The sequence below is a fragment of the Microlunatus sp. M237 genome (assembly GCF_056896895.1).
Map to the genome: position 1 here is coordinate 250,698 of NZ_JBXHBL010000004.1, position 24,349 is coordinate 275,046.

The 24,349-nt window shown below is 70.1% G+C and carries 25 protein-coding genes; 12 read left to right on the forward strand and 13 right to left on the reverse strand.

Going from position 1 to position 24,349, the window contains the following annotated elements:
- Positions 1 to 36: 36 nt before the first annotated feature.
- Entirely contained in the window at positions 37 to 831 is a 795-nt protein-coding gene (locus tag AC1XX3_RS17005; RefSeq protein ID WP_483322360.1) for a VOC family protein, read from the forward strand.
- Positions 832 to 867: 36 nt separating this feature from the next.
- Here the strand turns inward: AC1XX3_RS17005 and AC1XX3_RS17010 are convergent, their stop codons facing one another.
- The 4 genes from AC1XX3_RS17010 to AC1XX3_RS17025 form a co-directional block, all read right to left on the reverse strand.
- The gene (locus AC1XX3_RS17010) at positions 868 to 1,854 is read right to left on the reverse strand and encodes a LacI family DNA-binding transcriptional regulator (RefSeq protein ID WP_483322361.1); all 987 of its coding nucleotides are present in this window, start codon (positions 1,852 to 1,854) and stop codon (positions 868 to 870) included.
- 86 nt (positions 1,855 to 1,940) lie between these two features.
- Positions 1,941 to 2,177 (reverse strand): DUF1059 domain-containing protein, encoded by a 237-nt coding sequence (locus AC1XX3_RS17015; RefSeq protein WP_483322362.1) that lies wholly within the window; start codon positions 2,175 to 2,177, stop codon positions 1,941 to 1,943.
- Positions 2,178 to 2,238: 61 nt separating this feature from the next.
- Positions 2,239 to 3,075, reverse strand: a complete 837-nt coding sequence (locus AC1XX3_RS17020) for a sigma-70 family RNA polymerase sigma factor (protein ID WP_483322363.1) — start codon at positions 3,073 to 3,075, stop codon at positions 2,239 to 2,241.
- A 110-nt stretch (positions 3,076 to 3,185) separates the two neighbouring features.
- Positions 3,186 to 4,073, reverse strand: coding sequence for a hypothetical protein (locus tag AC1XX3_RS17025; RefSeq protein ID WP_483322364.1), 888 nt, complete (start codon positions 4,071 to 4,073; stop codon positions 3,186 to 3,188).
- Between the two features lie 68 nt (positions 4,074 to 4,141).
- Here AC1XX3_RS17025 and AC1XX3_RS17030 point away from each other — a divergent pair, with 68 nt between their 5' ends.
- Complete coding sequence (locus tag AC1XX3_RS17030; protein WP_483322365.1) at positions 4,142 to 4,858, forward strand: hypothetical protein; 717 nt, start codon at positions 4,142 to 4,144, stop codon at positions 4,856 to 4,858.
- Between the two features lie 8 nt (positions 4,859 to 4,866).
- Here AC1XX3_RS17030 and AC1XX3_RS17035 read toward each other — a convergent pair whose 3' ends face one another.
- The gene (locus AC1XX3_RS17035) at positions 4,867 to 5,325 is read right to left on the reverse strand and encodes an Lrp/AsnC family transcriptional regulator (protein WP_483322366.1); all 459 of its coding nucleotides are present in this window, start codon (positions 5,323 to 5,325) and stop codon (positions 4,867 to 4,869) included.
- A 39-nt stretch (positions 5,326 to 5,364) separates the two neighbouring features.
- Between AC1XX3_RS17035 and ddaH the strand changes: the two genes are divergently transcribed.
- From ddaH to AC1XX3_RS17050, 3 genes are all read left to right on the forward strand, one after another.
- Positions 5,365 to 6,246, forward strand: a complete 882-nt coding sequence (ddaH, locus tag AC1XX3_RS17040; protein WP_483322506.1) for a dimethylargininase — start codon at positions 5,365 to 5,367, stop codon at positions 6,244 to 6,246.
- Positions 6,247 to 6,248: 2 nt separating this feature from the next.
- Complete coding sequence (gene rocD / locus AC1XX3_RS17045) at positions 6,249 to 7,481, forward strand: ornithine--oxo-acid transaminase (protein WP_483322367.1); 1,233 nt, start codon at positions 6,249 to 6,251, stop codon at positions 7,479 to 7,481.
- A gap of 124 nt (positions 7,482 to 7,605) precedes the next feature.
- Positions 7,606 to 8,547: an endonuclease domain-containing protein gene (locus AC1XX3_RS17050; protein WP_483322368.1), complete on the forward strand. Its 942-nt coding sequence runs from the start codon at positions 7,606 to 7,608 to the stop codon at positions 8,545 to 8,547.
- 31 nt (positions 8,548 to 8,578) lie between these two features.
- Here the strand turns inward: AC1XX3_RS17050 and AC1XX3_RS17055 are convergent, their stop codons facing one another.
- From AC1XX3_RS17055 to AC1XX3_RS17065, 3 genes are read right to left on the reverse strand one after another with little or no spacing between them, the layout of a single operon-like run.
- Positions 8,579 to 9,868, reverse strand: coding sequence for an MFS transporter (locus AC1XX3_RS17055; RefSeq protein WP_483322369.1), 1,290 nt, complete (start codon positions 9,866 to 9,868; stop codon positions 8,579 to 8,581).
- Positions 9,869 to 9,907: 39 nt separating this feature from the next.
- Positions 9,908 to 11,218 (reverse strand): alpha-amylase family glycosyl hydrolase, encoded by a 1,311-nt coding sequence (locus AC1XX3_RS17060; RefSeq protein WP_483322370.1) that lies wholly within the window; start codon positions 11,216 to 11,218, stop codon positions 9,908 to 9,910.
- A 6-nt stretch (positions 11,219 to 11,224) separates the two neighbouring features.
- Entirely contained in the window at positions 11,225 to 11,629 is a 405-nt protein-coding gene (locus tag AC1XX3_RS17065; protein WP_483322371.1) for an FAD synthase family protein, read from the reverse strand.
- A gap of 213 nt (positions 11,630 to 11,842) precedes the next feature.
- Between AC1XX3_RS17065 and AC1XX3_RS17070 the strand changes: the two genes are divergently transcribed.
- Positions 11,843 to 12,562: a TetR/AcrR family transcriptional regulator gene (locus tag AC1XX3_RS17070; protein ID WP_483322372.1), complete on the forward strand. Its 720-nt coding sequence runs from the start codon at positions 11,843 to 11,845 to the stop codon at positions 12,560 to 12,562.
- 17 nt (positions 12,563 to 12,579) lie between these two features.
- Here the strand turns inward: AC1XX3_RS17070 and AC1XX3_RS17075 are convergent, their stop codons facing one another.
- The gene (locus tag AC1XX3_RS17075) at positions 12,580 to 13,806 is read right to left on the reverse strand and encodes a cytochrome P450 (RefSeq protein WP_483322373.1); all 1,227 of its coding nucleotides are present in this window, start codon (positions 13,804 to 13,806) and stop codon (positions 12,580 to 12,582) included.
- A gap of 59 nt (positions 13,807 to 13,865) precedes the next feature.
- On the opposite strand from AC1XX3_RS17075, the gene AC1XX3_RS17080 reads away from it, so the two are divergent.
- Positions 13,866 to 14,729: a transglutaminase-like domain-containing protein gene (locus AC1XX3_RS17080; RefSeq protein WP_483322374.1), complete on the forward strand. Its 864-nt coding sequence runs from the start codon at positions 13,866 to 13,868 to the stop codon at positions 14,727 to 14,729.
- Positions 14,730 to 14,733: 4 nt separating this feature from the next.
- Here AC1XX3_RS17080 and AC1XX3_RS17085 read toward each other — a convergent pair whose 3' ends face one another.
- Positions 14,734 to 15,444 (reverse strand): HAD family hydrolase, encoded by a 711-nt coding sequence (locus AC1XX3_RS17085; RefSeq protein ID WP_483322375.1) that lies wholly within the window; start codon positions 15,442 to 15,444, stop codon positions 14,734 to 14,736.
- 42 nt (positions 15,445 to 15,486) lie between these two features.
- On the opposite strand from AC1XX3_RS17085, the gene AC1XX3_RS17090 reads away from it, so the two are divergent.
- Both AC1XX3_RS17090 and AC1XX3_RS17095 read left to right on the forward strand, forming a co-directional pair.
- Positions 15,487 to 16,626, forward strand: coding sequence for a Gfo/Idh/MocA family protein (locus tag AC1XX3_RS17090; RefSeq protein WP_483322376.1), 1,140 nt, complete (start codon positions 15,487 to 15,489; stop codon positions 16,624 to 16,626).
- Entirely contained in the window at positions 16,611 to 17,264 is a 654-nt protein-coding gene (locus AC1XX3_RS17095) for a DNA-3-methyladenine glycosylase (protein ID WP_483322377.1), read from the forward strand. The genes AC1XX3_RS17090 and AC1XX3_RS17095 overlap by 16 nt, the downstream gene beginning before the upstream one ends.
- 67 nt (positions 17,265 to 17,331) lie before the next feature.
- Here the strand turns inward: AC1XX3_RS17095 and AC1XX3_RS17100 are convergent, their stop codons facing one another.
- A complete protein-coding gene (locus AC1XX3_RS17100; protein ID WP_483322378.1) occupies positions 17,332 to 18,684 on the reverse strand; it encodes an FAD-dependent oxidoreductase in 1,353 nt (450 codons plus the stop codon).
- A 204-nt stretch (positions 18,685 to 18,888) separates the two neighbouring features.
- Here AC1XX3_RS17100 and AC1XX3_RS17105 point away from each other — a divergent pair, with 204 nt between their 5' ends.
- Together AC1XX3_RS17105 and AC1XX3_RS17110 are read left to right on the forward strand one after the other, a co-directional pair.
- Positions 18,889 to 19,863, forward strand: coding sequence for an SH3 domain-containing protein (locus AC1XX3_RS17105; protein ID WP_483322379.1), 975 nt, complete (start codon positions 18,889 to 18,891; stop codon positions 19,861 to 19,863).
- A 76-nt stretch (positions 19,864 to 19,939) separates the two neighbouring features.
- Positions 19,940 to 20,398 carry a hypothetical protein gene (locus AC1XX3_RS17110; protein WP_483322380.1) on the forward strand — a complete coding sequence of 153 codons (459 nt, stop codon included), beginning with the start codon at positions 19,940 to 19,942 and terminating at the stop codon, positions 20,396 to 20,398.
- Here AC1XX3_RS17110 and AC1XX3_RS17115 read toward each other — a convergent pair.
- Positions 20,395 to 21,513, reverse strand: coding sequence for a serine hydrolase domain-containing protein (locus AC1XX3_RS17115; RefSeq protein ID WP_483322381.1), 1,119 nt, complete (start codon positions 21,511 to 21,513; stop codon positions 20,395 to 20,397). The two genes, AC1XX3_RS17110 and AC1XX3_RS17115, sit on opposite strands and share 4 nt — an antisense overlap.
- A 65-nt stretch (positions 21,514 to 21,578) precedes the next feature.
- Between AC1XX3_RS17115 and AC1XX3_RS17120 the strand changes: the two genes are divergently transcribed.
- On the forward strand, positions 21,579 to 23,159 hold the full coding sequence (locus tag AC1XX3_RS17120) for a glycoside hydrolase family 3 protein (protein ID WP_483322382.1): 1,581 nt from the start codon (positions 21,579 to 21,581) through the stop codon (positions 23,157 to 23,159).
- A 375-nt stretch (positions 23,160 to 23,534) separates the two neighbouring features.
- Here the strand turns inward: AC1XX3_RS17120 and AC1XX3_RS17125 are convergent, their stop codons facing one another.
- The gene (locus AC1XX3_RS17125) at positions 23,535 to 24,284 is read right to left on the reverse strand and encodes a M50 family metallopeptidase (protein ID WP_483322383.1); all 750 of its coding nucleotides are present in this window, start codon (positions 24,282 to 24,284) and stop codon (positions 23,535 to 23,537) included.
- Between the last annotated feature and the right edge of the window lie 65 nt (positions 24,285 to 24,349).

Genomic DNA, 24,349 nt, shown 5'->3' on the forward strand with positions numbered 1-24,349 from the left:
ACCGCCGCGAATCTCGCCGCGCTCTATCGTCGAAGGATGACGACTCGCGACACGCCCTTCCCGCCCGGTACGCCGTGCTGGATCGATCTGTTCAGCTCCGACCCGAACCGCTCCGTCCCCTTCTACAGCTCGCTCTTCGGCTGGGACGCTGAGAGCTCGGGTCCGGAGTTCGGCGGCTACGTCACCTTCCGCTCCGGCGGACACCGGGTGGCGGGGATGATGGTCAACCAGCAACCGGGCACGGACATGTGGAGCACCTACTTCTCCAGCGCCGATCTGGACGCCACCCTGGCGGCGGCGGTGAGCGCCGGGGCCAGCGTGATCGCGCCACCCATGGGCGTCGGGGACCTGGGCGGCATGGCGGCCCTCGCCGATCCCGGCGGCGGCGTCTTCGGGCTGTGGCAGAGCGGCACCCACACCGGGTTCACCAAGTACGACGAGCCCAACACCGTGACCTGGAACGAATATCACAGCAAGGACTTCGCCACCACGACCGCTTTCTATCCCACCTTGTTCGGCTGGGAGGTGGCGAAGATGTCGGACACCGACGAGTTCCGCTACTACAACGGCCAGCTCGGGGGGCACCCGGTGGCCGGCATGATGGACTCCGCCGGATTCCTGCCCGCCGACGTCTCGTCCCACTGGGTCGTCTACTTCAACGTCGTGGACACCGATGCAGCCCAAGCGGCCGTCCAGTCGCTGGGCGGCAGTGTGCAGCGACCCGCGGAGGACACGCCGTTCGGCCGGATCGCCGACGTCACCGACCCGACCGGTGCAGGGTTCCGGCTGCACTCGGCCACGCTGCGGAATCCGCCGCCGGCCCAAGGCTGACGTTCAGGGGTTCAGCGGGTTCAGGGGTTCAGGGGTTCAGCGGGGTCGCACGGACGCGCGGACGACCAGCTCGGGCTGGATCGTCACGTCGTACACCTCTTCACCCGCCAGCAGGGCGAGCAACAGCGCCATGGTGGCGTGGCCGACCTCGGTGAAGTCCTGCCGGATCGTGGTCAGCGGCGGCCAGAAGTGCTCGGCCTCGGGGATGTCGTCGAACCCGATCACGCTGATGTCCTCGGGCACCCGCACCCCGGCGGCGGCGAAGGCGTGCAACAGGCCCAGGGCCATCTGGTCGTTGCCGCTGAAGACCGCGGTCACGTCGCGGTCGGCCAACAGCTCGGTGCCGATGCGATAGCCGCTGCTCGCCGACCAGTCGCCGGCCATCGGACGGCGGACCCGCAGTCCGGCCGCCGCCAGCTCGGTCCGCCACCCGTCTTCCCGGGCGATGGCGTCGGGAAAGTCCGACCGTCCGCTCACGTGGGCGATCTCCCGGTGCCCGGCGGCGATCAGGGTCTGGGTGGCGAGTGCCGCTCCGGCCCGCTGATCGACCGACACCGTCGGCAGCGGCGTGTCCGAGGCGCTGGTCACCGCCACCAGGGGCGAGGCGAAAGGCACAGTCCGCAGCGAGGCCAGCTCGGGGACCCGGGCGGCGACCACGACCACCCCATCGACGCCGCGGTCGACGAGGTCGGCGACCGCTTCCGGCCAGGACGTCGGAGTCTCGGGCACGGTGGCGACCTGGACGGCGTACCCCGCCGCCCGGCAGGCTGCGATGAATCCCGACAAGGTGCTCGCCGGACCGTAGTGGGGGTCACCGCTCGAGACGACGCCGACGGTCCGGCTGGTCCGGGTCACCAGCGTCCGGGCTGTGTTGTTCGGCCGGTAGCCGAGCTCGGCGATCGCGGCCAGCACCCGGTCCCGGGTGTCCGGTCGCAGGCTCGGGTGGTGGTTGATCACCCGCGACACCGTCTGGTGCGAGACGCCTGCCAGCCGGGCCACGTCGTGCAGATTGGCGGGTTTCATGCGTCCGTTCCAGAGCAAGGGGTCAGCCCCGTCATGCTAGCGCCGCGGTCCTCGGCCGAGGAGGTCCCCGGGGACGCTGGGGTGGGTCAGTGTTCGGGCAGCGCGGCGAAGGTCTCCTTCACCTCGCGATACCAGTCCATCGACTTCTTGGGATGTCGCCAGCGGCCCTTCATCGCGTCGCGGGCTTCCTGGTGGGTGGCGTCACCGCCCTGCACTGCCTCCTTGAGGTGGCGGTCCTGCTCCTGAATGACGGCGTCGGCGCTCTCGCCCCGGTGCTCCACATCGCACGGCCCTCCGAGGGCGCGGCAGGTCATGGTCTTCATGGTGTCTCCTTCTGTTCGGGTTCACTGTGTTGACGTCTGGGATCCGACGGGTGTGACCGGATCAGCCACGCGGCTGGTCGCCGTCACGGCGCATGACCTGCCCGAGCACGTCCGGCGCGGCGCGGAAGGTGATGGCCCGCACCAGGCCGTCGGTGACCGTGAAGTCGAAGAGCACCTTGGCCTCGCCGAGGTGGAACCACGCACTCGCCGGCCGGTCACCGACGAACACCGGCAGGGCGGCGTGGGCACTTCCGCTGAAGAACGTCGCCACCTGGTCACGGCCCTCGAGCCTCCGCGGCGTGCCGACCTGGATCGCCGCGTCGTCGGCGGTCACCTTCGCGTCGGGTGCGAGAAGTTGGAGCAGGCGGTCGAACTCGCCCTTCTTGGCGGCCGCCATGAAGGCATCGACGACTTCCCAGTCGGCCAGCCGGTCCTCCCGACGCGGCTGGGCGACCTTGGCCCGCGCACGGGAGGCCAGCTTGCGGGCGGCCACCGGCGTGGTGTCGAGGATCGCCGCGATGGTCGCGAACTCGAAGCCGAAGCTGTCGTGCAGCACGAAGGCGATGCGCTCGTGTGGGGCGAGTCGGTCGAGCACGACCTGCAGGGCCTGACCGACGGTGTCAGCAAGCGCGACGTCATCAGCGGGGTCGCCGACGGACTCCGACGATCTGACCTCATCGACCGGGACGGGGGTTCGCGACCGCAGGCGGTCGAGGCAGAGTCGGGTGGTCACCGTCGTCAGCCACGCCGGCAAGCTCTCGATCACGGCATCGGTGCCATCCAGCCGCAGCCACGCCTGCTGCACGATGTCCTGGGCTTCGGCATGGTCGCTGAGGATCCGTTCCGCCAGGGCCAGCAGGCGTGGGCGCTCGGCTTCGAACAGATCTGTCTGGTCCACGGATTGCACCCTCTCACCTTGTTCGGTCACTTCACTGACGCGCTAGCGGCGCAGAGTGTGACCGGACTCGCGGGGCGATCGCTCTATCGAGGCCCAGCTCACCACCCACATCACCCGCCGCTGAGCTGCTCCAGGGCGGCACCGGCCTGCTCGGCGGCCGCAGCCGCTGCTTCCTCGCCTCGCTCCGCGTCCCGCAGTCGCCGAGCGCGGTCCGCGACCTTGACCACCGCCTGCTGCTCGTCGGCCGTCAACCTGTCCAGCCGGCGGCGGAGCTCCTCCAGCTCGGTGCGGATGTCGGCCAACCCGGAGTCGGCCTTGTCCAGCTCCTCGGCTGCAGTCGAGTGCGCCGTTCTTGCCTCGTCCAGCAGCCGGGCGGCCTGCTCCGCCTCAGCCACCAGCTCGGCCCGACGAGCGGCCAGCTCTGCGGCGCGCGCGTCCGTGGCCTTCTTCGGCTCTGCCGAAGGATCGGCGGCGGGCTCGTCGGCCATCGGGGGCACCACCGACAGCGTCGGCGGACCGGGCATCACGGTGCCGAACCCGCCATAGCTGGTCGACTGCACGACCCGGCCGGCGCGCACCTCGGTCGCGACAGCTGGGTCAGCCAGCGCGGCCTGCAGCGTCTGGGCCACCTCCGTCCGGGTGCTCTCGCTGGGCCGGTGGCCGTGGTCCACCCCGAGCGCAGCCGCCCGGCGGACCAGGGCGTCGACCACCCGGTGCCGCTCACCGGAGAGCCGCCGCAGGTCCGGCCCGGACAGCTGCTCCTGCGCCTCACGGAGCGCGTCGCCGAGGTCGAGCAGCGCCTGAAGCTCCTCGGCCGCCTCCCGGGCGAGCACGTTCACCAGCCAGGCCGATCGGGTGGGTTTGCGCAGCGCTCCGATCTGCTTGGCCAGATCGCGGTCCTTGGCCTCCCGCGCCTGCTTCACCCGTTCGGTCCGCAGCGTGAGGAAGTCCTCCGGGGCGGCGGCGTAGAGCTCCGCGGCCACCGAGTCCAGATCCATGCACCCCATGGTGCCGGACCGGTCGGCACCGTTGGCAGCGACCGGCGCCGCCCGGGCACAATGGTCGGGTGCCTGCCTCTGGTCGTCTCGAGCCGGCAGTCGGTCGTACCCTCTATCGGCGGCCGAACCGCTGGTTGCACAAGCCGATCAACGCCTTGTTGCCACCGCTGCCCGAGGGACAGGCTCCGATCCGCTACCACCCCGACGAGCTGGCCGGGCTGCCGACGTACCGCTGGCTGGCTGTCGTGCTGGTTGCGGCGGTGCTCACCTGTGTCGGGACACTGGCCTGGTATCTGCCGGCCACCCAGTGGACCCCGATCAACCTGGTCACCGGGAGTGACGCTGCGGGCCAGGGCCGCGCCGACGTTGTCCGGTCAGTGGTCGTGGCGGTGGTGCTGGCCGTGGTGGTGGTCGCGCTGTTCCGGCTCCGCTGGGCCCGGGCACGGCAGCGGCTGTTCGCCGCCGCCCTGGCCGAGGAGCTGTGGTTTCGGACCGGAAGCGAGGCATGGACACTGCGTCAGCGAGTCACCTCGTGCCTACTGTTCGGCGTGGCCCACCTCGCCAACCTGATCGTCGCGGTCGGCACGCTGGGGCTGCTGTGCGTGGTGGGCGGCGTCTTCATGGCGGTCTACCGTCGCGAGTGGCGCCGCTCGGGGGATCGCCGCCGCGCCACCTTGGTCGCGGCCCGGCTGCACGCCGACTACAACACCGTGGTGCTCGCCGTGGTGCTCACCCTGCTGCCGCTGCTGGTCGTCTCGCTGCTCGGATCGCTGCTGGTCGGCTGAGTCCGGTCTCACAGGTGCGATAAGACGATCGAGCTGCGGGTCCGGCTAACGCCGGGGTGGTTGCGGATGGTGCCCAGGGCCTGTTCGAAGTGGGACGGGTCCGACGCCCGGACGACCAGGATCCCGTCCGCGTCACCGGTGACGGTGTAGCCGTCGACGACCTCGGGGATCGCCCGCACCATCTCGGCCATCTTCTCCGGCGGCACCCGACCCTCGCAGTAGAGCTCCACGAAGGCCTCGATGGTCCAGCCCAGCGCTCCTGGGTCGATCTCGGCCGAGAAGCTCCGAATCACCCCGGCGGCCACCAGCCGGTCGACCCGGCGTTTGGTAGCCGGCGTGGAGAGCCCGATCAATTGGCCGAGGGCGGCGAAGCTCATTCGGCCGTCCTCCACCAGGTGAGCAATGATATTGCGGTCGATGTCGTCTAGACGCAAGATAATCACCTCAGTACGGGCGTTAAGTGCCATGGTCGTTGCTTCAGGCCACCGTACCCTGAAGAGGTGACCATGCTGACCGCGCGACCGGTGGCTGCGGTCGAGCGGGTCGCCCGACCGCGGCATTTCCTGATGTGTCCACCGCACTACTTCGACGTCACGTACGCGATCAACCCGTGGATGGACACGTCAGTCCCGGTGGACCGCGCGCGGGCGCATCGACAGTGGGACAGCCTGGTCGCGGCGTATCGAGATGCTGGGCACCGGGTCGACCTGCTGCAGCCGGTCCCCGGGTTGGTCGACATGGTGTTCGCCGCCAACGGCGCCACAGTGGTCGGCGGTGACGTGTACCCGGCGAGCTTCGCCACCCCGCAACGTCGCGCCGAGGCGCGCCACCACACCGCCTGGCACGCGCAGCACGCCGACACGTACGGCGGTCGCGCGGTTGCTTCGCGCGCGCAGACCAACGAAGGCGAGGGCGACTTCGTGGTGCTGGCCGAGCGGGTGCTGGCCGGCTACGGCTTTCGCACCACCCGAGCCGCCCACACCGAGCTGGCGGTACTGACCGGTCGCCAAGTCGTCAGCCTGGAGCTGGTCGACCCGCGGTTCTATCACCTGGATGTGGCGCTGGCCGTGCTCGATGACGTGACCGGCGAGATCGCCTACTTCCCCGGCGCGTTCAGCGACGAGAGCCGGCGTACGCTCCGCCGCCGCTATCCCGACGCCATTCTCGCCACCGAGGCGGACGCGCTGGTGCTCGGCCTCAACTGTGTCAGCGACGGTCGCACCGTGTTCGTCCCCGCCGGCGCCGACGGTCTGGTCGCCCAGCTGGGTCGAGCCGGCTTCCGGGTGGTCCCGGTCGACCTGAGCGAGCTGCTCAAGGCCGGCGGCAGTGTGAAGTGCTGCACCCAGGAGATCCGCCCTCGCCCCTGCCCACCCCCTGAAAGAGGCTGATCATGTCCACTGTCGAGTCCGACCTGACCCGCACCGAGCAGCTGCTGGCCCAGACCGATGAGCACGTGGCGCACAACTACGACCCGCTCGAGGTGGTGGTGGCCAGCGCGACCGGCGCCACGGTCACCGACGTGGCGGGGCGTACCTATCTGGACTTCCTGGCCGGCTACTCGGCCACCAACTTCGGCCACGGGCACCCGGCGCTGGTCGCGGCCGCCGCGGCTCAGCTGCAGCGCGTCACGCTGATCAGCCGGGCGTTCCATTCCGACCAGCTCGGCCCGTTCGCCGCGGCGCTGGCGGCTCTGGTGGGCAAGGAGATGGTGCTGCCGATGAACACCGGCGCCGAGGCGGTGGAGTCGGCCATCAAGGTGGCACGCAAATGGGGCTATCAGGTGAAGGGCGTGCCGGACGGGCAGGCGCAGATCATCGTCGCCGCCGGCAACTTCCACGGTCGCACCACCACGATCATCAGCTTCTCCGACGATCCCGATGCCCGCGACGGCTACGGCCCGTACACGCCCGGTTTCGTGACCGTGCCGTACGGTGACCTGGCCGCGCTCGAGGCAGCTATCACCGCGGAGACGGTGGCGGTGCTGCTGGAGCCGATCCAGGGCGAGGCCGGGGTGCTCATCCCGCCGGCCGGCTACCTGGCCGGGGTGCGGGCGGTGACCAGCCGGGAGAACGTGCTGTTCGTGGCCGACGAGATCCAGTCCGGCCTTGGGCGTACGGGGCGCACGTTCGCCTGCGAGCACGAGGGCGTTGTGCCCGATCTCTATCTGCTCGGCAAGGCCCTCGGCGGCGGCATCGTCCCGGTGTCCGCGGTGGTCGGCAACGCAGACGTCCTCGGCGTGCTGCGGCCGGGCCAGCACGGCAGCACCTTCGGCGGCAACCCGCTGGCCAGTGCGGTCGGCCACGCGGTGGTCCAGCTGCTCGCCACCGGTGAGTACCAGGCCAGGGCGGCCCGGCTGGGGGAGCGGCTCCGCGCCGGTCTGGACGACCTCGTCGGTCACGGCGTGGATACCGTACGCAGCCGCGGCCTGTGGGCGGGCATCGACATCGACCCGGCATTGGCCACCGGCCGCGAGGTCTGCCACCGACTCGCTGACTACGGCGTCCTGGCCAAGGACACTCACCACTCGACGCTGCGGTTCGCCCCGGCCCTGGTGATCACCGAGTCCCAGCTCGACTCCGGCGTCGCCCAGCTCGCCCGGGTGCTGGGGGACCTGCGGAAGTGACCCGAGTGCGCGACTCGCGCCCACCGTACTGACGGGTGTGGGCGGGAAGCGCGCACTCAGCCTCTATCCACAGTCGTGGTGTCGGGGGAGGGCGGGATGGGGTGGGCGGGGAGAGGGTGCTGGCATGCCTGGTCCTAGCCCGATACCTGCCGTCGCCCTGGGGCGTCCGTTCACGGCGACCGACGCCGCACGCTGGGGACTCAGCCCGAAGATGCTGCGCGGCAGCCGCTTCCGCCAGCTGCACCGAGGCATCTATCTCGCGGCTGCGTGTGAGGTGACCCTCCCGATCCGGGTGGCGGCTGCCATCCGCGCGGTCCCCGCCGGGGCGGTGGCCACCGGAGCCACCGCGCTACAGCTGCTCGGAGCAGACATCGGTGCTGTCGAGCCCGTACGACTGGTGGGGACGAGCCCGCATCAGGTGAGACGCCCAGGCATCCGCTACGTACGTGTTGCGCAGCTGCCGCTGAACAACGGTGCTGTCGTCGCGGCTCCGTACGCCTTCGTGTCAGCCTGTGCCGAGCTCGACCTCGTCGACGCGGTGGCCGCCGGCGACTGGCTGGTGCACCTCGGCAGGGTCACACCCGCGTCGCTGGTCGCGCACGCCGAGCATCAGATCGGGCGTGGCGCGAGGCGTGCCCGCCGTGCGGCTGCACTGGTCCAGTACGGCGTGGAGTCACCGCGGGAGACGCGCCTGCGGCTCCTGTTGGTCTGTGCGGGGTTACCGGTGCCCCGGTGCAACCCGACCCTCGGCGGGACGTACGGGCCGATCGGCCGCGTTGACCTGCTGTTCGACGGCTACCGCGTGATCGTCGAGTACGACGGCGCCCAGCACCTCACCGACCGCCGCCAGTGGAACCGCGACATCGAGCGGCTGGAGGCCTTCGGCGACGAAGGCTATGCAGTGGTCCGCGTCACCGCGGATCGCCTCCGACAGCCGCGCGAGGTGGCTCACCGGGTCTTCGCCCAGCTGGCCGTCGCCGGCTACGAAGGACCGCCACCCCGATTCAGCGCGGAGTGGTCGGAGCTGTTCGAGCGCCGAGTGCGCTATTCGCGCCCATCCTCGTGAGCGGGGTGGGCGGCAAGCGCGCACTCGAGACTTAGGGCTGCGGGTGGCGTGCGTCGTACGCGAGGAAGCGGCGTTGGGCGACGATCACCACGACCACCAAGACGGCGCAGCACAGGCCGCCGATCACCGCGGCCCAGCCCTCGCCGAACAGAGTGGCCTCACTGCCGAGCACCAGATCACCGAGTCGCGGTCCGCCCGCGACGACCACGATGAACACGCCCTGCAGCCGTCCACGCATGTCGTCGGGGGTGGCGGACTGCAAGATCGTCTGTCGGAAGACGGAGCTGACCGCGTCGGACGCACCGGCCAGTGCCAGGAAGATCATGGCGGCGATGAGCGCGCCGACGAGCACCTGGTCGGGCGAGTCCGGTCCGACCAGCACCAGGACGGCACCGAAGCCGGCCACCGACAACCCGAAGGCGACGATGGCCGCGCCGATCACCCGGCCCTGCCAGCGGATCTTCACCAGCCCGCCGGAGAACAGCCCGGCCAGCACCGCACCGATCGCGAACGCTGCGCTCAGGGTGCCGGTGGTGGCAGCGCCGCCGCCCAGGAAGACCACGCCGACGGCGGGGAACAGCACCCGCGGCATCGCCAGGATCATGGCGATCAGGTCGACCACGAAGGTCATCCGGACATTCGGCCGAGTGGCCAGATACTTCAGCCCTTCCAGCACCGAGGCCAGCCCGCCGCGGGCCGTCGAAGCGGGCTCGCCGTTGGAGGTGACCGGTGGCAGGTCCGGCAGTCGCCACAGTGCCCACAGCGTGGCCGTGAACAGCACCACATCGATGGTGTACGCCTCGGCGAAGTCCCAGGTGGCGACCAGGAAGGCGCCCAGCAGCGGGCCGACGGTCAAGGCGATGTTCCAGGCGATGGTCTGCAGCACGTTGGCGGCCGGCAGCAGCTCGGGGTCGATCAGCCGCGGCACGATGGCTGATCGCGCCGGGTTGTTGATGGCGAATCCGGCCGACTGGAGCGCGACCAGCGCGTAGAGCAGCGAGACCGAGTCGACGTGCAACCACGCCTGGGTGGCCAGCGCGATCGCGATCAGCCACAGCGCGATCGAGGAGAACAGCGCGACCCGGCGCCGGTCGTACGCGTCGACCAGCGCCCCGCCGTAGAGCCCGAGCGCGACCAGGGGAACGAGCGCGCAGATGCCGAGGATGCCGACGGACAACGTCGAGCCGGTGATGTCGTAGACCTGCAGCCCGACCGCCACCACCGTCAGCTGCGTCCCCAGGTTGGAGATCCCGAGCCCCCACCACAGCCGACGGAAGGCCTGGCTTTCGCGCAGCGGAGTGAGGTCCAACAGCATGGACATGGGCAGGCGGGACCTAACGCGTGGGGAGGGAGACGGGGCTCAATCTACGCGCGCGACCACGGCCCAGCCGTGGGGGGCCACCACCTGTGCATCGCCCCGGCTGCCCGGCGACTGCTCGAGCACGCGAACGGTCCCCAGGTCCGCCTCGAACGTCGTCTCCTGGTCGTCGAGGTTCAGCAGCAAGGTCAACACCTCGGCGTTCCCGGGCGCCCGGGCGGTGACCGCGAGCGCGGTGTTGCTGACCTGCACCACCTCGCTCGTCGCGTGCGTCAGCCACGGGTGGCGACGGCGCAGCCCGATCCACTGCTGGTGCAGGGCGAAGTGGTCCCAGCCGGTCAGCTCGTCGGGAGACGACGGGAAGGTCGGGCGGATGGCGTCGTCGCCGCCGAACCGCTCCTCCTTGATCCCGAGAAAGCCCTGTTCGTCGCCGTAGTAGATGCTGGGAACACCGCCGAGGAACATCAGCAGCGCCACTGCATGCGGTAGGTGCCGGTTGTCGGCGATGATGCTCGCCAGCCGGGTGACGTCGTGGTTGCCGACGAAGGTCAGTGGCAGGAAGTGGGCCAACAGCTCGTTGTGCCGGCGCAGGGTCCAGTCCAGCTCGAAGAAGTTGCGCTCGGTGATGCTGCTCCAGGTCGCCTTCCACAGCTCATATTCGGTGACCGAGTCCAGACCCGACTCGGCGACGTAGCCGGCGTAGTCCCCGTGGATCATCTCGCCCACGAACCAGGCGTCGCCGAAGCGCTTGCGGACCCGGGGCAGTACCTTCGCCCAGAAGCCGGCGGGGACCGCGTAGGCGGCGTCGAGGCGCCAGCCGTCGACGCCGCGCTCCAACCAGTGGCACATCACCTCGACGACGAGGTCCTCCACCGCCGGGTGGTCGTGGTTGAGGGCGACCAGCTGCTCGTGGCCCTCGAAGACTCGGGGCTGGTCGCCGTCGAAGCGGAACCATTGGCCCGCCGCCGACTCCGGTCCGTCCGCCACCGCGGCGGCGAACCGGGGGTGCGCGCGTCCGACGTGGTTGAACACCCCGTCGAGCAGCACCCGGATGCCGCGCTCGCGGCAGGCTGCGACCAGCCGGTCGAAGTCGGTGTCGTCACCCAGTCGCGGGTCGATCCGCAGATAGTCGGTGGTGTCGTAGCCGTGCGTCTGTGAAGCGAAGACCGGGCCCAGCGCGAGACCGTTCGCGCCCAGGGTGAGGAGGTAGTCCAGCCATGCGGTGCCGGGCAGCCGGTGCTGGACGTCGCCGGACGCCGGAGGCGTCTTCTCTGCACCCACGAAGCCCAACGGATAGACCTGCCACCAGATGACGTGCTCCACCCAGGTGGGTGCGGCGACGGTCCGCGCCACTATGGGTCAGCTCGCTGAGGTGGAGATGTGCTCGATGATCCCCGTGGTGGAGATCGACGGCGTCCGAGGCAGGTAGATCACCTTGCAGATGTCGTTGAGGAAGTCGAACTTCCCCTCCCAGTCGTCACCCATCACCAAGACGTCGGCCTGATGCTGCAGGACGTACTCACGCTTCAGCTCCAGGCTCTCCTCGAGGAAGACCTCGTCGACCACCTTCAGGTTGGCCACGATCTCGAGTCGTTCGTCTTGGGTGAACACCGGCTGCCGCTGCTTCTTGGAGAAGTTGAGCGCGTCGGAGGACACGCCGACGACGAGGCGGTCACCGAACTCGGCCGAACGGTTGAGGACGCGGACGTGACCGACGTGCAGGACGTCGAAGGTACCGAAGGTGATTACTGTCGTGCCTGCCATGCCGAGCCTCTCGTCGCGAACTGAATCCGCATAGCCTACGGGTCACGACGGCGAACCAGCGGACTCCGAAGCGTCCATCGGGGAGAAACGTCGCTGCAGAGGCCAGGGCACAGGTTCCGATATCGGGCCCGCCGGGGGAATCGGCGCTGCCGCGACGTCGTCTTGTAAAGTGTCCCACCGAGAGCGAAACCCTCAACCGATCGGAAGTGGGACATGAGTCGCGACAGTGCGGAGCACTCGTCCGACACCCTAACCCGGCGGGACGCCGACACCGGTTCCTCCCGCGGGTCACTCGACCGCAAGCTGATCCTGACCGAAGCTGTGCGGTTCATCGATCGCAACGGTCTGCAGCAGCTGACCATGCGAAGACTCGGCACCCACCTCGGGGTCGAGGCGATGGCGCTCTACCGTTACGTCCCCAGCCGCGAACAGCTGTTGGACGGCGTGGTGGAGACGGTGCTGGACGAGTACGTCGACGCCGACGCCGAGGCCAACGCGCCGTCGTGGCAGGAGTATCTGCAACGGCTGGCCCATGGGGTGCGCAACGTGGCTTTGGCCCATCCGCAGATCTTCCCGTTGGTCGCCACCCGGCCGCCGTCCGCGCCATGGCTGCGGCCACCGTTGCGCAGCCTGGACTGGGTCGAAGCCTTTCTCAACGCGCTCGGCCGCTACGGCTTCGGCGACGCCCAGCGGGCCACCGTCTATCGCGGCTTCTCGACCTTCCTGCTCGGCGAGCTGCTGTTGGAGTCGGCCTCGCTCGGCGCCGACATGGGCGTTGCGCTGGAGCAGGACTCCCAGCCGCAGGAGAGCGATCTCGACAACTATCCGGAGATCCGACGGCTCGCCGATGAGCTCGCCAGAGGTGACTATCGCGACGACTTCGAGGACGCCCTCGAGGATCTCCTCGGACGGATGGCCTCGCTGCGGGACTGAAGGCTCCCGGCCCAGCCTCAGCTGCGGAGGCGGAGGAAGAAGCTGTCCAGGTCATAGCCCTGGGTGACGGGGTTCCACCGTACGTTCGGCGGAGCGTCGGCGACCACGTCGTGGCGCAGCAGGGTGGTCAGCAGCACCTCGGTCTCCATGATCGCGATCGGCGCGCCCGGACAGCGGTGATGCCCGTCGCCGAAGGCCATCAGGGTGGGTGGCACCGTCCGTGGAAGGGCCCGGCCGGGGCACAGGCCGAGCGGCTCGGCCCCCACCGTGGCCGCCTCGGCGTTGATGGCCCGGACGTCGAGGTCGATCAACGTGCCCACCGGCAGGTGGTGGGTGTCGCCGCCGGCGGTCAGCTCGAAGGCGGCGGTGGTCCGCCGATAGAGGTGGCCGACGACGGGCTCCAGCCGAAGGACCTCGTGCAGGATGTCCAGCCGTTCGTCCATCTCCGCTCGACGGTAGCGGTCCAGCAGCTGCGGGTCGTCCAACAGATGCCACGCCGCGGCGGTGATGAACTCGCGCGTGGTGACCATCCCGGCCGCGCCGTAGGTGACGCACTCGGTGAGGATGTCCAGGTCGCGAAAGCCGGCGTCGATCAGCTGGCTGATCACGTCGTCGCGGTTCGCAGCGCCGCCCCGGTGTCGCCGTCGCGCCCGGATGGCCGGCTTCACGTCCAGGTAGAAGAAGCGGAGCAGAGCGGAGTTGCGCCTCAGCATGGCGATCACCGCCGCCGGGTCGCGCTTCCTCTCGGTCGGGTCGCCCTCGAAGAACGTGTCCAGCCGCCGAGCCATCCCCGCCCGGGATGAGTTGAGCAGCCCGACGACCTGGGCCGCGACCTCGACGGCCATCTGCAACGACAAGGCGGTGAGGTCGGTTGCCTTGTCGGCCCGCAGCCGGCCGACCAGCTCGTCGCTGAGCGACTCCATCATCGGCCGGTACTGCTCGGTCACCTTGGGGGCGAAAAGCCGGGCCGCGGCCCGGCGCTGGGTCCGGTGCGCGTCACCTTCGAGGTAGAGGATCGGCGGTCGCATGCCGGATCCGGCCCGGTCCATGGTGTCCGCGCCGAAGCCGGCCTGACGCACCGACTCCGAGGCACGCATCACGGTCCGAGCCGGCTCGAAGGCGCGGACCACCCAGCCGTCGCCTTGACGTTCCACGCCCGGTGCGGACGGGTCGGTCGGTGTCTCGCCTGCCGGCGTGAGCTTGCGGACCGGGCAGCGCCCGGTGGTGTGCGGGGAGGACGTCACCTCCCCAGGCTAGGCCGCAGGATCGGTGGATGTCGGGGTCTTGTTGCAGAATGCCGAGCATGACCGCAATCGCTTCGTCCGCGCGCCATTCCGCCTATTCCGACCCGGGACAGTACGCGGAACTGCTGCGCGCGCTCCCCGATGACGTGGAGTCGCTGTGCGCCGCCAGCCGGAACGTGATCGCGCACTACCGCGGCGACGTACCCGACCTGGCCGTGGAGCGACGTGGGGAGATCGACAGCCGCTGGCTGCGCCGGATCCTCGAGCTCGACCAGCAGCGGTTCGGCCTGCCGTTGGACAGCCCGCGGCCGCTGCCCGAGCGGGTCGCCGGCTGCTGCCGCGACCACTCGCTGTTCCTGGTCGGCGCGCTGCGTGAGCGTGGGGTGCCGGCCCGCAACCGGATCGGCTTCGCGAACTATTTCGAGGATGGCTTCTCCCACGACCATGTGGTGGTCGATTACGTCGAGGGCAGCCGCTGGGTCCGGACCGACCCCGAGCTGGCCAGGGGCAGCCGGGACTTCGATGTCCGCGATATGCCGACCGGTCCGGGAACGCCGTTCGAGACCGCGGCGGAGGTGTGGCGTCGGTATCGGGCCGGCGAGGTGGATCCATGGACGTACGGGGTGGGGCGGGGCACGGAGCTCTGCGGGCCGGACTTCATCGCGGGCTACGTCATCTTCGAGGTGGCGCACCGCTATGGCGACGAGCTGCTGCTGTGGGACGAGTGGGGCGCGACGCTGGAGCCGGACGCCGAGCTGACCGATCAGCTGGCCGCGCTCCTGGTCCGGGCGGACGCCGGTGACGAGACGGCCGAGACGGAGCTGGCGGCTCGCTATCGCGGCGACGACCGGCTGCACCCGGGGGACCGGGTCACGCAGCTGTCGCCGTATGGTCTGCCGCCCGTTGAGGTGGCGCTGTCCTGACGCGTCAGAAGTGACGCGGCAGCTCGGTGAAGGCGTCGAGCACCAGGACCTGGTCGTCGGTGTGGTCGACCTCGGCGTGCTCGAGCTCCCAGGTGGCCGGGTGCGGGATGAAGACCGCCCTCAGCCCGGCATGCCGGGCGGCGACGACGTCGGAGCGTGGTGAGTTCCCGATCATCCACGTGCTGGCCGGGGTCAGCAGGTGGTGCGCGGTGAGCCACCGATACGTGTCGGGGTTCTTCTCGGCCACCACGTGCACCGCCTGGAAGCGGTCGGCCAAACCCGAGGCGTCGATTTTGCGCTGCTGCTCGTCGGCCGATCCCTTGGTCAGCAGCAGCAGGTCGTGCCTCTCACCGAGCTCGTCCAGCACGTCGGCGACGCCGGGCATCAGCTCGACCTCGGCGTGGGTCAGTGCCCGCGCCAGCGCCAGGATCTCTCCTCGATGCTCGGCGGTCACCGGTCGGGCGTGCAGCCGCTCGAAGCACTCGGCCAGGTTGTCCAAGAACGCGGCAGTGCCATAGCCGGTGGTGTGGACGTTGACCCGCTCGATGTCGTTCAGCACGACCCGGATCGCCGCGCGGTCGAGGGTGGGATGGGCGAGCCAGGTGACGAAGTCCTCGATCACCTGGTTGAAGTAGCGGTTGTTCTCCCACAGGGTGTCGTCCGCGTCGAAGACGAGCGTCTGGCGACCGCGGACGGGGCGGCTGTGAGTGGTCACGCGGTCAGGATAAGTCGATCCAGACCCCCTACGCTGTGCACCATGGCAGACACAACTCATCGACGAGTAGCAATTCTTGGCGCCGGCATGATCGGCGAGGTCCACCGACGCGCCGCGGTGCTGGGTGGGGCAGAGGTGGTCGGGGTCATGGCCTCCACCCCCGAGCGGTCACAGGAGGTGGCTTCGTCATGGCGGGTGGAACGTGCGTTCACCGACATCGACGAGGTTGCGGCCTCGGACGTGGACGTGGTCCACATCTGCACGCCGAACGCCTCGCACGTGCCCTACGCGATCCAGCTGATGGAGGCCGGCAAGCACGTCATCTGCGAGAAGCCGCTGGGCGTCAGCCTGGCCGATGCGCAGCACGCGGCTGCGGTCGCGGAGCGGACCGGCGTGGTCAACACGATGCCGTTCGCGTACCGGTTCCACCCGATGGCGCGGGAGATGCGCGCCCGGGTCGGCAGCGATGAGTTCGGTGCCGTGAACCTGATCCACGGCACCTATCTGCAGGACTGGCTGCTGAACCCGCTGGCCACCAGCTGGCGGGTCGACCCCGCCGCCGGTGGGCCGTCTCGGGCGTTCGGTGACATCGGCTCGCACTGGTGCGACCTGGCGGAGTGGGTCACCGGTCAGCGGATCACCGAGCTGGTGTCCACCACGTCGATCACGATCCCGCAGCGGCCGGCGTCGACCGCCAAGGCGTTCAGTGCCGTGCAGAGCGACGCGCCGCTGGTCGACGTGACCACGGAGGACAGCGCGCTGATCCTGTTCCAGACCGACGGCGGCATCGCCGGCTCGGCCGTGATCAGCCAGCTGAGCGCCGGCCGCAAGAACCGGCTGTGGCTCGAGGTCGACGGCGCGCAGCAGAGTGCGGTCTTCGATCAGGAGCTGCCCGAGCAGCTGTGGGTCGGGTCCGAGGGCGGTGCCACCGTGCTGGTCCGCGATCCGAATCACGGATCGTCGGAGCAGCGCCGACTGTCCAGCCTGCCGGCCGGCCATGCCCAGGGGTACGCCCAGTGCTTCGAGGGGTTCGTCGCTGACACCTACGCGGCGATCGACGCGCAGAACGGCTCGGGTGAGGTGCCCGAGGGTCTGCCGACCTTCGCCGACGGGGCGCGGGCCGCCGCGATCTGCGACGCCATGCTGCGCTCGGATGCCGAGAAGCAGTGGGTCACGGTCTGAGAGCTGCGGACTTCGCCGGGTCGGTCACCGACGTCGCGCCCCGGCTGTTGGGTGCCTTCCTTTGCGCCGGCCCGGTGGCGGTCCGGATCACCGAGGTGGAGGCGTACGGCGGGGACTCCGATCCCGCGTCGCACGCCTTCCGCGGGCCGACCGACCGCACTGCGGTGATGTTCGGCCCGCCCGGTCGGCTGTACGTCTATTTCAGCTACGGGATGCACTGGGCGGCCAACGTCGTCTGCGGGCCGGACGGCACCGCCGCGGGCGTTCTGCTGCGCTCCGGTGAGGTGGTGCAGGGGATCGAGGTGGCCCGGCAACGGCGGGGCCGCGCTCGGGACCGCGACCTGGCTCGCGGCCCCGGTCGGCTGACCCAGGCACTCGGCCTCGACGGACGCCATCGCGGGGCCGACGTGCTGGCTGCGCTGCGGGGCGACCCGTCGTGGCAGCCGGGCCCGGACGACGTCTGGCTGGAGCCGCCGACCGGATCGGTGGGGCCCGTCAGCCGGGGACCACGCGTCGGGGTGTCCATCGCCGCCGACGTGGCGTGGCGGTTCTGGCTGACCGACGACCGGTACGTGTCGGACTACCGCCGCAGCCCGCGGGCGGCTGCGACGTCAGCTGGGGATGGTCAGCAGCGCTGACACCAGCAGGGCAACGATCACCGTGTTGAAGACGAAGGCGATCACGCTGTGCACCACCAACGGGTCGTCAGTCGAGAGGCTGGAGCGAGCCCAGGATCGAGGGGATGAACTCGGCGACCGTTGGGTGGATGGGCAGGGCATCGCGCACTGCGGGATAGCGGATGCCTGACTGCATCGCGACGCCGATGATCTGAACCAGGTCATCGGCGTGCATGCCGAGGAAGGTCGCGCCGAGGAACTCCTCGGTGTCGGCGTCGACGAGGATCCGGAGGAGACCGGTCGTCTCGCTGTCCAGGACCGCGCGGCTGACCCGGTCCATCGCCACCTCGGCCTTGAGCACCCGCCGGCCCGACTCCCGAGCTTCGCGGCTGGTCATCCCGACCCGACCCAGCGGCGGGTCGGTGAACACGGCGTAGGTGCTGACCCTGCCCTCAACGGTGCGGTCGGGCTGGAGCAGGATCTGGCTGTCCTGGTAGGCGGTGTGGGTGAAGGCGCCGTGCCCGTTGACGTCACCGAGGGCCCACACCCCGGGTACGGAGGTGGCGAACCGCCCGTCGATCGTGACGAACCCGCGGTCGTCGGCGTCCAGCCCGTGCCGGTCGCCGATCAGATCGAGGTTGGAGACCCGCCCGGTGGCGACCAGCAGGTGGCTGCCGGTGACCGTGCTGCCGTCGCTCAGCGTGACGACGATCGCGTCGCCGTCGGGTGCTACTGACTCCGTCCGGGCGGCGACGACGCGTACTCCTTCGTCGATGAGCAGGTCGGTGAGGATCTGCGAGACGTCGTCGTCCTCGCGCGGTGCGACTCCACCGCCGGCCACCAGCGTCACCTCGGACCCGAACCGGCGAAACATCTGGCCGAACTCCAACCCGATGTAGCCACCGCCGACCACGATCAGATGCTCGGGCAGCTCCTCCAGCGCGAGCAGCTCGACCTCGGTCAGGTAGTCGACCGTGTCGAGCCCGTCGATCGGCGGGACCAGAGCCCGTGCACCGAGGTCGAGATAGATCTGGGTCGACTCCAGGGTCTCGCCGGCCAGGTGCACCTGGTGCAGACCGTCCGCCGAGGTGACGAGCTCGGCGGTCCCGTGCAGGAACTCAAGGTTGTCGTTGCCGGACAGCCAGTCGGTCAGGCTGCCACGCATCGCGTCGATCATGGTGTGCATCCGTGCCATCACCGCCCCGAAGTCGACGGTGACCTCGCCGGTCCCGATTCCGTAGTCACCGGCGCGCCTGGCCTGGTGCGCCATCACCGCGCTGGCTCGGAGCGCTTTGGTCGGCCGACAGCCGTGGTTGAGGCAGGTGCCGCCGACCCTGTCCATCTCGATCAGAGCCACCTTCTTGCCCTCGCCCGCCAAAGCGGCGGCTACTCCCGGTCCGGCCTGGCCGGCGCCCACCACGATCGCGTCGTACGTCGTCATATCCACAATCTAGGGCGCTCGATTCGTCGATAGGGGAAATCCCTGCTTAGACTCCACCGCAGATAACGATTCGGTCTCGAAGCGTGAGGATGTGTAACGGTGTCTCGACCCCAGCCCCGACGGGCGCTGAGGCCTTCTTGGAGGTCGCGAGCAATCCGTGTCGGAGTTCCGACCGCAACGGCGGCCCTGCTCGCGACGGGGGCGGTGGTCGCCTGGGCGCAGCCCGACATCATCGCGGCCGAGCCGGCGCCGTCGTCGATCGTCTCTCCCGCGGTGTCGACCCCCTCCGCCGCCGATCGGGCCGCAGCCGCCGAGCGCGCCAACCGTGGCACCGCCCGGGCCTCGCTCGATGCCTCGGCCAAGCAGGCCGCGGCGAAGAAGGCTGCGGACAAGCAGGCTGCGGCGAAGAAGGCTGCGGACAAGAAGGCTGCCGACCAGAAGGCTGCGGATCAGAAGGCGGCCGAGCGGAAGGCAGCCGAGCGGAAGGCAGCCGAGCGGAAGGCAGCCGAGCGGAAGGCGGCGGAGAAGAAGGCCGCTGCGGACACCGCCAAGAAGAAGAAGAAGGCTGCCGAGCTCGCCAAGGCCAAGGTCGTCGGCACTCGCTACGCCACCGTGGACCTCAACCTCCGAAAAGACGCCAGCGCGTCGGCCGCCTTGCTGACGGTCCTGGACAGCGGGGACAAGGTCTCGGTCACCGCCAACACCGACGACGAGTGGCGCCAGGTGGTCCACGACGGCCGGCGCGGCTGGGTCCGGGCGCAATACCTCGCCACCAAGAAGGCGGCGCCGAAGGGACTGGCGAACGGCACCTGTCCGTCCGGCTCATCGGTGGAGTCCGGGTTGACCTCGGATGCCATCCGCGTGCACCGCGCGATCTGCGCGCAGTTCCCCGGGGTCACATCCTTCGGCGGCGTCCGTGCCGACTCGCTCCCCGAGCACCCGTCAGGTCGGGCGCTGGACGCGATGGTGTCGGACTCGGCCCTGGGCTGGGAGATCGCCCGCTGGGTACGTGCCAACGCCGCGAAGCTCGGCGTCAGCGAGGTGCTCTACGCCCAGCAGATCTGGACCGTGCAGCGCAGCTCCGAGGGCTGGCGCTCGATGCCGGACCGTGGGTCGGCCTCGGCCAACCATTACGATCACGTTCACGTCACGGTCTACGGGAGCTCCGCAACCTCATAGAAACCTTTGGTCACGAGGATCACCGCGTCTTTCAAACCGCCTTGTGGACCCTGAGAGGCAGCCTTAGGGTTTGTTCATGGTGGACATCGGCGAGGTGGTCCGCGGCCTGATCGCCGTGGTGCTGATCATCGGCGTCCCCATCTTGTGCGTGGTCGCCTTCGACCTCGTCACCGGTCGCTGGGACAAGGCCATCGGGCGCTATCGGCAGGCGTACGCGGAGAACGCCGAGCACCGGCGTCAGGTGCGGGCGTTGCGGGACCAGCGTGGCGTACCGCTGGAGCAGGTGGCCGCTGATCTCCGCCGGCTGCGCCGGTTGATCTCCGCCGACGCCGCCCGCTCCGCCGCCCATCACACCGGAAACCGGCTGGCGTACGACCGGGTGTTGATCCAGGCCTGCACGATGCTGAGCGTGCCGCATGAGCTGGCCGCGGACACCGGCGGGATGGAGCGCGACATCGAACGCCTGCGGATCGAGGCCGAGCTCGAGCGGGCCGGCTTGGTGATCAGCACCCCCCGGTACGGGCGAGCGGCCTAACCCTGCACCAGTTCGGCCACCGAACGACGGAAGTCGCTCAGCTGGGACCAGGCGCGACTCGGGTGCACCCGGTTGGTCAACGCCACCACGACGGCGTCGCGGGCGAGATCGACCACCAGCGACGTACCGGTGAACCCGGTGTGTCCGTACGCCGTGTCCGTCCCGGCCAGGGCGCCCATGAACGACGCGTCGTCGATCCGGAAGCCGAGCCCCGCCTGATAGTCGGGGTTCAGTCCGTCGGGAAGCTGGGGCTGCAGCATGGCGGCGACCACCTCCGCCGGCAGCGGCGAGTGATGCGGGTCGAGGAAGGCGCGGCCCAGGGTGACGACGTCGGCGGCCGTGCCAAACAGCCCGGCGTTGCCGGAGATGCCGCTCAGCGAGGCGGCATTCTCGTCGTGCACCACGCCGCGGGAGTCGAGGTCGTCGGCGTCCATCTGGTCTGACCACCACACCGGGCGTACCTCGGTGGCCGCGATCCGGGCGCGGTCGGCCCAGCCGCGGGGGCGATAACCGGTGTTCGACAGGCCCAAGGGCGCGGTCACCAGGCGGTCGACCAGGACGTCCAGCGACTCCCCGGTCAGCCGCTCCGCCAGCAGGCCCAAAGTGATGTAGCCGACGCAGGAATAACGAAAACGCGACCCCGGTGCTGCCTCCAGCGGGCAGTGCAGCACGGCGTTGCGGCGGTCGGCTGGCGCCTGGTCGCGCCAGATGGCGATCTCGGCCGGCAGGCCTGAGCTGTGGGTGAGCAGCTCGCGGACCGTCACCATCGCCTTGTCGGCCCCGGTGTAACCCTCAAGGTGCTGCGTGACCGGGTCGTCCAGATCAAGCACGCCGTCGGCGGCCAGCCGGGTCACCACGGTCGCGGTGAACAGCTTGGTCAGTGAGGCGAGGTCATACAAGGTGTCGGCTGCCGTGGGCACCTGCTCGTCGGCGGGCAGCAGGGTGCCGTCGGCGTCCGCGTAGCGCCGGGCCTGGCCGGCCCAGCGGGTCACGGTGGTCCGGCCCGACCCCGATGGCAGGTCGAGCGCCACCACCGCACCCGGGAAGGTGGGCGGCGAGCCGGCCAGACCGGAGTCGAGCAGCCGGTCGATCGAGACGGAGAGGTCAGCGGACACGCGCCTGAGCCTAGGGCCTGGTGGGTCGGTGAGAAGGGCGCCCAGCCGCGAGTACGGTGACACGCGTGACCACGGCCGCCATCATGCTCGACTCGCTGACCCTGGCGGAGAAGCTCGGGCAGCTCCTCTGCACCTCCGTCGGACACCATTCCGGTGCCCAGATCGATGCCGGCAACGGACGTACGCTGACCGACCGCGAGCACCGGGCGGCGCTGCTTCGCGACCGGGAGCGGGTGGCCGAGGAGATCGCCACCCTGCGGCTCGGCGGCGTCTGCTACTTCGCCGGCAGGCCCGACGGCAACCTGCCCGAGGAGGTGGCCGAGACGCTCGCGGCTCTGCAGGCCGCAGCCGCGTACCCGCTGCTGGTCTCGGTGGACCAGGAGGGCGGACCGGTCGCCCGGCTGCGGCGGGGGTTCAGCCAGTTCCCCTCGGCCATGGCGATGGCCGCGCTGGACGATCTCGCTGCGATCGAGCGGGCGGCCGCGGTGGTGGCGACCGAACTGCGCGCCGTGGGCATCCATCAGGTCTTCGCGCCGGTGGCAGACGTCAATACCAACCCCGACAACCCGGTGATCGGTGTCCGCTCGTTCGGCAGCGATCCCGATCGCGTGTCGGACTGCATCCGGGCCGCCATCGCCGGTTATGCCTCCGGGCGGGTCGCGTCCACCGTCAAGCACTTCCCCGGCCACGGCGACACCGCCACCGACTCGCACCACGGGCTGCCCAGCCTGGAGCGCGACGAGGCGTCCTGGCGGCGCAGCGACCTGCCCACGTTTCAGGTCGCCATTGACGCCGGGGTCGATGCGGTGATGTCGGGTCACCTGGTGATGCCGTGGTGCGACGACCGGCCGGCGACCTACTCGACGGCGGTGCTGACCACCCTGTTGCGCGACGAGCTGGGCTTCGGCGGACTGGTGGTCTCGGATGCGCTGGAGATGGCTGGGGCGCTGCAGGGGCGAGACCCTGCCGAGGCCGCAGTGGCCGCGCTGTTGGCCGGTGTCGACCAGCTGCTGATGCCGGTGGACGTCGCCGCGGCCCACGCCGCGCTGCTGCGCGCTGTCGAGGACGGTCGGGTGCCACTCGAGCGGGTGGATCAGGCCTGTCTCCGGGTCTTGCAGCTGAAGCAGCGCCTCGGTCTGCTGACTGCGCTGGCGGGGGAGCTGACGACGGTGGGCGACCTGGTCGAGGTGGGGGCTGCCCAGGCCCGCGGCGTCGAGCTGGCGGCGCGGGCGGTGACCGTGCTCGGTCCCACCTTCTCGCTGGAGCCCGGGCGCCCGGTGGTGCTGTTCGGCCAGAGTCCGTTCGTGGTGCGGCTGGCCTCGGTGCTGCTGGCGGGCGACCGTGACGTTCTGGTCGACCTGCCACCGGCTGACGTTCCGCCGGAGGCGGCGGTGCTCGTGGTCGGCAAGGATCTGCGCCGCCATCCTGCTGAGGCGGAACGGGCACTCGGGCTGCTGCGCCTGCTGCCGGATGCGGTGCTGGTCGCCGCCGGTGCGCCGTACGACGCGTCGCTGGTCGGGCCCGACCGCACTGTCCTGCTGACGTACGGCGACAGCGCCGTCAGCGCGGCCGGACTGGCGCTGGCGCTGACCGACCCGACGCATCGACCGGCCGGCCGGCTGCCGGTGGAATTGCCGCACCGGTAGCCGGATCGTTCGGGAATGTTGAGCGGCGGCGAAGCGTTGTACGATTAGTTCGAAATCAAAGGTTTCGATTCCGAAGCCGCCGACCCAAAGAAGGAACGTTCTGCCATGTCACGCCTCGCGAAGGTAGTCCGGAGCCGCCGTGAGACTCGCCGCGCCCGTCACGAACTCAACCGCGCTATCGCCAACGCCGCCACCCCCGCCATGCGGGACGAGCTGGTCATCGTTGCGCAGCGCAACACCGGAATCGGCATTCACCGCTGATCTCCGCACCATCGCACCGGGCTCCCGTCCAGCTGGACGGGAGCCCGGTGCTGTTCGAAGTTGTTTCTGTCGCCCCTTGCTGGCCTGGCGGCGCGTAGCCGCGGTGCCGCGACCTCAGCCGGCGAAGCGGCTGACAGTGGTGGCGGCGAGCTCGGTCAGGCCGGGCAACAGCAGCGCTGCGCCGACCCCGAGACCGGCGAGGTTGGCCACCAGGAACAGTGCGGTCCACACCGCTCCGGGGATTCGGGTGAGGCGAGCCAGCTGGTCGGCATCGGACTGCCCACCACGGCCGCGGCGGCGCTCGCCGATCAGCTCCAGCACCGGCTTGGGCGCGGCGAGCAGGAGAATCCAGGTGATCAGGTACGCCACCGTCGACTGGGCGGTAGGGGAGAGATACCAGCTGACGTAGAACACCGCCGCGCCGCAGATCAGCACCACCGCCAGCCCGTAGAAGTTGCGGATCTGCAACAGCATCAGCGCCAGCACCACCAGCAGCAGCCAGAGCAGGCCGAGGCTGCGTCCGGCGACCAGCAGCAGCGCGGCGCCAAGACCCACCAGCGCAGGTCCGAGATAGCCCGCGGCGAGCATGGCCACCATGCCGGGCCCGGACGGGCGGCCCCGGGAGACGGTGAGTCCCGAGGTGTCGGAGTGCAGCCGGATGCCCTGCAGGCGCCGCCCGACCAGCACCGCCGCGACGGCGTGGGCGCCCTCGTGGGTGATCGTCACCAGCAGCCGGGTCAGTGGCCACACCATCGGCAGGACGACGACAGCCAGCGCGACCAGCGCAATCAGGGCCACGGTCTTGGGCTCGGGTACAGGTTGCACAGACAGCGCCCGCCGCCACACCTCCGCGATGATCTCCACCGCACCAGCATCCCCTACGGGTCCGCCGTCAGCACCCGTCGGACGACGTCGACGACGACCTCAGG